6 protein-coding genes are annotated in these 7,172 nt (G+C 75.2%); 3 read left to right on the top strand and 3 right to left on the bottom strand.

Annotation, left to right across the window (positions count from 1 at the left end; translation table 11 throughout):
* Positions 1–57: 57 nt before the first annotated feature.
* Positions 58–522 carry an SRPBCC family protein gene (locus tag ACFVYA_RS34745; protein ID WP_387051074.1) on the bottom strand — a complete coding sequence of 155 codons (465 nt, stop codon included), beginning with the start codon at positions 520–522 and terminating at the stop codon, positions 58–60.
* Between the two features lie 116 nt (positions 523–638).
* On the opposite strand from ACFVYA_RS34745, the gene ACFVYA_RS34740 reads away from it, so the two are divergent.
* Genes ACFVYA_RS34740 through ACFVYA_RS34730 form a run of 3 tightly spaced genes read left to right on the top strand, consistent with a single transcriptional unit; the run spans position 639 to position 2,587 of the window.
* The gene (locus tag ACFVYA_RS34740) at positions 639–1,019 is read left to right on the top strand and encodes an STAS domain-containing protein (RefSeq protein ID WP_387051072.1); all 381 of its coding nucleotides are present in this window, start codon (positions 639–641) and stop codon (positions 1,017–1,019) included.
* A 30-nt stretch (positions 1,020–1,049) separates the two neighbouring features.
* Positions 1,050–1,859 carry a nucleotidyltransferase family protein gene (locus ACFVYA_RS34735; protein ID WP_387051070.1) on the top strand — a complete coding sequence of 270 codons (810 nt, stop codon included), beginning with the start codon at positions 1,050–1,052 and terminating at the stop codon, positions 1,857–1,859.
* Positions 1,856–2,587, top strand: a complete 732-nt coding sequence (locus tag ACFVYA_RS34730; RefSeq protein WP_285990375.1) for a metallophosphoesterase — start codon at positions 1,856–1,858, stop codon at positions 2,585–2,587. The genes ACFVYA_RS34735 and ACFVYA_RS34730 overlap by 4 nt, the downstream gene beginning before the upstream one ends.
* Positions 2,588–2,616: 29 nt before the next feature.
* Here the strand turns inward: ACFVYA_RS34730 and ACFVYA_RS34725 are convergent, their stop codons facing one another.
* Positions 2,617–5,796, bottom strand: coding sequence for a BTAD domain-containing putative transcriptional regulator (locus tag ACFVYA_RS34725; RefSeq protein ID WP_387051068.1), 3,180 nt, complete (start codon positions 5,794–5,796; stop codon positions 2,617–2,619).
* A gap of 65 nt (positions 5,797–5,861) precedes the next feature.
* Complete coding sequence (locus ACFVYA_RS34720) at positions 5,862–7,004, bottom strand: cytochrome P450 (protein ID WP_387051067.1); 1,143 nt, start codon at positions 7,002–7,004, stop codon at positions 5,862–5,864.
* Between the last annotated feature and the right edge of the window lie 168 nt (positions 7,005–7,172).

Genomic DNA, 7,172 nt, shown 5'->3' with positions numbered 1-7,172 from the left:
CCGCCCCCGCCGTCCAGGTGACGGCGGGGGCGGTCGCGGGGCGGCTCACCGGCCGGCTCAGTTCCCGGGGCGGGCGACGTCACCGCGCCAAGCGCCGGTTTCGCGGCCGCCGCGCTCTTCGATGAAGGACTTGAACCGGCCCAGATCGGCCTTGACGCGGCGGTCCAGGATGCCGAGCTTGTCGGCGACGTTCTCGACGAAGCCGTCCGGGTCGATGTCGAGCTGGACGGTGACCCGGGTGTGCCGGTCGTCGAGGCGGTGGAACGTCACGACGCCCGCGTGTGTCGGCCCGGAGTCGGACTTCCAGGCGACGCGCTCGTCCGGGTGCTGCTCGGTGATCGTCGCGTCGAACTCGCGGGTCTGCCCGCCGACACTGATCTTCCAGTGGGTGTGGGTGTCGTCGAGCTGCCGGATCTCGTCGACGCCCTCCATGAAGTGCGGGAAGGACTCGAACTGCGTCCACTGGTTGTAGGCGGTGGTGACGTCGGTCTCGACATCGACGGATTCGGTGACGGTGCTCATCGAAGCCTGTCCTCTCTCCCGGGGTCGGATGCTCTCGTCCCCGGTTACCCCACAAATCGATGACAAAACGATGCAACCCCTCTAAGGTCGGGCAGCAGCGACGGAAGGAGCCCCCCGTGACCGACGACCGGACGCCCGTACTGACGGTGCGCGTGCGCACCGTGCCCGAAGCGGTCGTCGTCGCGGCGGCCGGGGACCTGGACCTCGGCACCGCGCCGATGCTGCGCACGCAGGCGCGGGCCGCGCTGGCGGGCGGGCCGGGGGCGCTCATCGTGGACCTGGGCGCGATCACCTTCTGCGGCTCGGCGGGGCTGCAGGTCCTCGCCGAGCTCGTCACCGAGACCGCGGTCGCGGACCTGCCGTTCGCGGTGGTCGCCGACGGCCGCCCCGTGCTGCGCTCCTTGCAGGTCACCCGCCTGGACAGCACGCTCGCGCTGCACCCGACGGTCGACGGGGCCCGCGCGTGGATCCGGCGGCAACCCGCGAACGGCGGTTAGGGGCGGCCCGGTCGCGGGTAATCCCCGGCCATGGAAGCGGAGGCGCTGCTGCAGAGCCTGACCCGCGTCGTGACCACCCTCGACGGCACGGGCATCCGGTTCGCCGTCGCCGGCGGCCTGGCCGTGTACGCCCGCGGCGGGCCGCCGTCGGACCACGACGTCGACCTGTTCCTCAAACCCGGCGACGCCGAGCGGGCGGCGGAGGTGCTCACCGCCGCGGGTCTGCGCCGCGTGCACCCGCCGGAGGACTGGCTGACGAAGGTCTACGACGGCGACATCCTCGTGGACCTCATCCACGGCCCCAACCACCGGCCGGTGACCGACGAGCTGCTCGACCGCGCCGCGCTGATGCGGATCGGGTCCACGGCGGCGCCGGTCGTCTCCGGCACCGACCTGCTCGTGGACAAGCTGCTCGTGCTGAGCGCGCACCGGTGCGACTTCGCGCCGCTGCTGCGGATCGCCCGCGACCTGCGCGAGCAGGTCGACTGGACCGACGTCGCCGTGCAGGTGTCGGCGTCCCCGTACGCCCGGGCGTTCCTGGCGCTGCTCGGCGACCTGGCCGTGATCGACCCGAAGGAGGCACTCGTGCCCGAACCCCCGCAGTACCTCGTCGCCCGGCTCAGCCGGGCCCTGGCCGAAGACCCCCGCACCGCCGAGCTCGGCGTGCACGTCACCGTGCGGGGCGAGCACGTCCACCTGAGCGGTGAGGTCACCTGCCCGGCCCGCAAGGCGGAGGTGGATACCGTCGTCGGCGAATACCTGACCGGGGAGCTGGTGCACAACGACCTCCGGGTCGCCGACGTCCGCGAACCGGCGAGCGCGGAGGAGATCGGCCGATGAGGATCGCCGCGGTCGGGGACGTGCACCTGGGCGAGGACTCCCGCGGCCTGCTCCGGCCGGCCCTGGAGCACCTGGCGGGCACCGCCGACGTCCTGCTGCTGGCCGGGGACCTCACCCGGCACGGCACCATCGAGGAAGCCCGCGTGGTGGCCGACGAGCTCGCCGGGCTCGGCGTGCCGATCGCCGCGGTGCTCGGCAACCACGACCACCACAGCGACCTCGGCGAGATGATCTCGAACCTGCTCCGGGAGACCGGGGTCGAGGTGCTGGAGGGCGACGCGGTCCGCTTCGACCTGCCGGACGGCTCCCTGGGCGTCGCCGGGGTCAAGGGCTTCGGCGGCGGCTTCGCCGGCAAGTGCGCCAGCCGCTTCGGCGAGCGGGAGATGAAGGACTTCGTCGAGCACACGATGGCCTCCGCCGATTCGCTGCGCAAATCGTTGCAAACCCTCGACACGGACGTCGTCGTGGCGCTGACGCACTACGCACCGATCCCCGGCACCCTGCACGGCGAGCCACCCGAGATCCACCCGTTCCTCGGTTCGTACCTCCTCTGCGAGCCGATCGACGAGGTGGGCGCCGACCTGGCACTGCACGGCCACGCGCACTTCGGGTGCGAGCAGGGTGTGACGCCGGGCGGGGTGCGGGTGCGGAACGTGGCGCAGCCGGTGATCCGGAAGGCGTATGCGCTGTACGAGCTGCACCCGGCGGAGTTGTCCACGCGCCGCTGACGCCGGTTGGCGGGTCGGGCAGGGGCGGCTTACTTTTCCAGCAGTGTCCGGACCGCCGCCAGCACCGGGCGTTCGCCGGCGGCCGCGAGGATCTCCTCGGCCGTGCGCCAGCACTCGCGGGCCGCGGGCGGGCCGATCCGGGACAGGCGGGCGTTGCCGAGCACCACGAAGGCGTACGCCTCGCCCAGCCGGTGCCCGCTCGCCCGGAAGCCGGCGATCGCCTGAACGGCCAGCCGTTCCGCGGCCTCGGGGGAACCCGCGTTGAGGAACACCCGCGCCAGGCTGGTCCGGGCCTGCTCGGCCAGCAGGCCGAAGCCGCCCTCCTCGGCCTCGCGCAACGCCGCCTCGGCGTGCGCCGCCGGGTCGGCAGGATCCACAGTGGACAGACCGATCAGGGTGGCGATCGCGCCGCGCAGGTAGCCGATCTTCTCCGCCAGGCGGTGGGCCTCGGTGTACTGCGCCAGCGCCGCGGCCGGGTCACCCGCCTGGCGGTGGAGGTCGCCGAGCGCGCCGAGCGCGTCCACCTCGAACCGCTGGTTGCCCGCCTCGCGCGCCACCGTCACCGCCATGCGGGCGGCCGGCCACGCCCGGTCGAGGTCGCCGGTCACCCGGTGCACCGCGGCGAGCCGGACCAGCGCGTCCGCCTCGTCGTCCCGGGAACCCAGCTCCCGCAACGCTTCCAGTGCTTCGGTGAGCACGGTCCCGGCCCGGGCGAGGTCGCCCGCCACGCGGTAGCCGTACCCGAGGTTGCACAGCGCGATCGCCGCCGCGTGCGGTGAGCCGAGCCGGCGGCAGAGCTCGAGCGCGCGCTCGTTGTGCTCGACGCCTTCGGCGAGCCGGCCGTGTTCGATGAGCACCGCACCGAGGTTGATCAGCCCGTTCGCCGCCCGGATCGACGCGCCGCTGCGGAGCGTGCCCGCCAGCGCGGCGGTGAAGTGCTCGATCGCCCGGTCGAGCCGGCCGAGGTCCAGGTGCACGACGCCGAGCGCGTGCAGGACCGAGTCGGCGCCTTCGCGGGACCCGGCGGCGCGGTAGGCCGCCTGGGCGGCTTCGAGTTCCGCGAGCGCCGTTTCGTAGTCGCCGCGGCTCCAGGCCAGCGCACCGAGGCTGTGCCGCATCGCCCCGGCCGCCCGCTCGTCCCCGGCCCGCCGCGCGGCGGCCAGCCCGGCGGTCGCCGCCGCCTGCCATTCGGCGTCCAGCCGGTGCGAGTGGAAGAAGCCGCGCAGCAGGTCGGCCGCCCGCCAGGCGAACGGCCCCGGCTCCGGCCCGGCCGGCCGGCGGATCGCGGCGAGCACGTTGCCGTGCTCGGCCAGCAGCCACCGGCGCGCTTCGGCCGGCTCGACGGCCTCGCCGCCCTCCGGCGCGCCGGGCAGCCGTTGCAGGTCCGGGTAGAGCGCGGTCGCCGCGCCGGCCGCGGCACGCAGGTAATACCCGAAGAGCCGGTCGAGAGCGGCCGTCCGCTCGGCCGCCGGAAAGTCCTCGCGCGCCCGCTCGGCGGCGTAGGCGCGGAGCAGGTCGTGCAGGCCGAACCGGCCGCCGCCGCGGGACTGCACCAGGTGGCTCGCGGCCAGTTCCCACAGCAGCCGGCCGGCGTGGGGCTCGGCCACGCCGGCCAGCGCCGCCGCGCCCGCCACGCCGACGTCGGCGCCGGGCACCAGCCCGAGCAGGCGGAAGAACCGGGCCGCCGCCGGGGAAACGGCGTCGAAGGACAGGTCGAAGGGCCGCCGGACGCCGAGCTGCTCGAGGTCGGGCCCGGCCAGTTCGGCGAGGTAGCCGTGCAGCGACCGGTCCGGCCACAGCGCGAGGTTCGCCGCGACGATCCGCAGGGCCAGCGGCAGCCCGGCACACAGCCGCACCAGCTCGCGGGCGGCAGTGTCCTCGGCGGCCACACGCTCCTCGCCGACGACCGAGGCGAGCAGCGCGAGCGAATCGTCCGGCGGCAGCTCGGCCAGCTCCACCAGCCGGGTGTCCACGGTGGCGGCCAGGCCGCAGAGCCGGTCGCGGCTGGTGATCAGCACCGCACAGCCCGGGCTCCCGGGCAGCAGCGCGCGCACCTGGTCCGGCCCGGCCACGTTGTCCAGCACGATCAGCACCCGCCGGTCGGCGAGCACCGAGCGGTAGAGCGCGGCGGCGTCGGCGAGCTCGGTCGGCACCTGGCCGGGCCGGACGCCGAGCGCGTGCGAAAACCGGGTCAGCACCTCGAGCTGCGCGAGCGCCGGCACCGCCGAGTAGCCCTGGAGATCGGCGAAGAGCTGGCCGTCCGGGAAGTGCCGCGCGGCCCGGTGGGCCCAGTGCACGGCGGCGGTCGTCTTGCCGACGCCGGCCGGCCCGACGAGCAGCGCGATCGGCGGGTGCGTGCCGGTCGCGCGGCCCACGGTCTCGTCCAAAGTGGACATGAGCGCGGCCCGGCCGACCAGGGTGGCGACGTCCGGGGGCAGCTGCCGCGGCCGGAACTCCGGCTGCGCGACCGCGGGCGGTCCGGCGGGTGCCTCGTCGGCGAGGACGGCCCGGTGGGCGCGCCGCAGCCGCTCGCCGGGACCGACCCCCAGCTCACCGGTGAACATCCGGTGCACCTCGCGGTAGGTCTCGAGGGCGTCGGCGCGGCGGCCCGACCGGTGCAGGGCCTCCAGGTACAACGCCCAGAACGCCTCCCGCCACGGGTGCTCGCGGGTCACCCGCGCCAGCTCGTCGGTGATCTCACCGGTCCGGCCCAGCTCCAGGCAGACCTCGAAGTAGCGCTCCTGCGCGCGCAGGCGCTCGTCGGCGGGCTGGTCGACGTCCACCCGGCTGCGCACCTCGGCGGGGACGTCGGCGAGCACCGGGCCGCGCCAGCAGGCGAGCGCGGCGGCGAGCAGCTCGCCTTCGGCGTCCGGCCGCGGCTCGGCCCGCGCGGCGGCGGTGAGCTCGCGGAACCGCAGCAGGTCGTGCCGGTCGGGCCGCACGCGCAGCAGGTAGCCGGTCGGCTGCGTCTCGACGACGCCCTCGCCGAGCGCCCGCCGCAGCCGGACCGCGTGCACCTGGATGCTCTTGCGCGCGGTCTCCGGCGGGTCGTCGCCCCACAGCAGCTCGGTGAGCCGCTCGAGCGACACCGGCGTGTTCGCCCGCATCAGCAACGCCGCCAGCAGGGCCCGCACCTTGGGCCCGGTCACCGGGACGGGCTCGCCGTCCCGCTGGACCCGCAACGGTCCCAGCACCCCGAAGCTGAGCACTTCTTCCGCACCCCCCGCAGACCGGACGAACCGGTCATCCCGCGGGTGAGGGTAGCGGGAATCGGTCAATCCGGCGGGACGGGCCGCACCACCGGCGGGGAGAGCAGCGAGCCGAACACCGGCTCGGGTTCGATGATCCGCAGGCCGAAGCCGGCGAGCGCGTCGGCGCACTCGAGCACCTTCGCCGTCGCCTGGTTCACGAACCGGGAGCCGACACAGGCGGCGCTGCCGAAGCCGTAGGGCAGGTAGCGGGCCTTGTGGCCCTCGGGCGGGGTGGCCCAGCGGCCGGGACGGTACTCGCCGGGCCCGGCCCAGAAGTCCGGGTCGCGGTGGAGGAGGTAGGTGCACAGGTACAGCCGGTCGCCCGGGACCAGCCGGACCCCGCCCAGTTCGGTGGCCGCGGTGACCTTGCGCGACAGCAGCCAGGCCACCGGCCACAGCCGCAGGGCCTCCCGGACGCGGTGGTCGGCGGGCTCGGTCACCGGGGCGGCCCGCAGTACCGTGCCCGCCGGTGTCCCGGGCCGCCAGCCCCGGTCGAGCAGGACGGTCCAGGCGAACACCATCGCCGCGGCCCGGCAGACCGCGCCGACCAGGCCGTGCAGGGCCAGCGCCACGTCGTCCGCCGAGCCGAGCGCGGTCCGCAGCGCATCGAGGAGCGGCCCGGTGTGATCCGCCGCCCAGCGGTGCAGTGCGGCGTCGGCCCGGCTGTGCGCGAGCCGGCCCTTCAGCCGCCGCAGTGTCGTGCTGGTGCGGTCGAGCCCGTCGGACGCGGCGAGGGCGTCCCGCAGCGTCTGCCGGGCCCGCGGAGGCAAGCCGGGGAACAGCTGCTCACCGAAGAGCCGCAGGTAGCTCGTCGCCAGCGCGCCCGGCCACGCCTCCCCGGCTTCGGCGGACCGCCGGAGCTCGGCGCCGATCCGCCCGGCCGGCACGGCCTGCCAGGCCCGGTCCAGTTCCCGCGCCAGCGCGGCGTTGACCGGGCGGCTGCGTTCGGAGCCCGGCACCCACCCGGCGACGGCCCCGAAGGTCGCCGCCTTCGCCTCGAACGGCGTGGTGGTCCCGGCCAGCGCGGTGCGGACGAGCTCGTCGCCGGACACCAGGTACCGGCCCGGTTCGAACCGGCGGATCGCGATGCCGTCACCGGCCCAGTCGTCGAGGGCGGTCAGCGGGTCGGTCAGGAACGCACCGGCTTCGGCGGTGGCTTGGCGCACGGAGGTCTCCCGGGGAAAACGCCGCGGCCGGGGTTCGGAGACCCCGGCCGCGGTGGTGATCAGTAGATCTCGTAGTAGAAGCGCCAGGCGGCGCCCAGTTCCCGGGTACGCAGGCTGCGAGCCACGGAACGGGTGAAGAAGCGAAGCGTCCTCATGGTGTTTCTCCTT

The sequence above is a fragment of the Amycolatopsis sp. NPDC058278 genome, from assembly GCF_042881395.1.
GTDB lineage: Bacteria > Actinomycetota > Actinomycetes > Mycobacteriales > Pseudonocardiaceae > Amycolatopsis.
The sequence above is the reverse complement of the archived record's forward strand: the minus strand, read 5'-3'. Positions and strand labels throughout refer to the sequence as shown.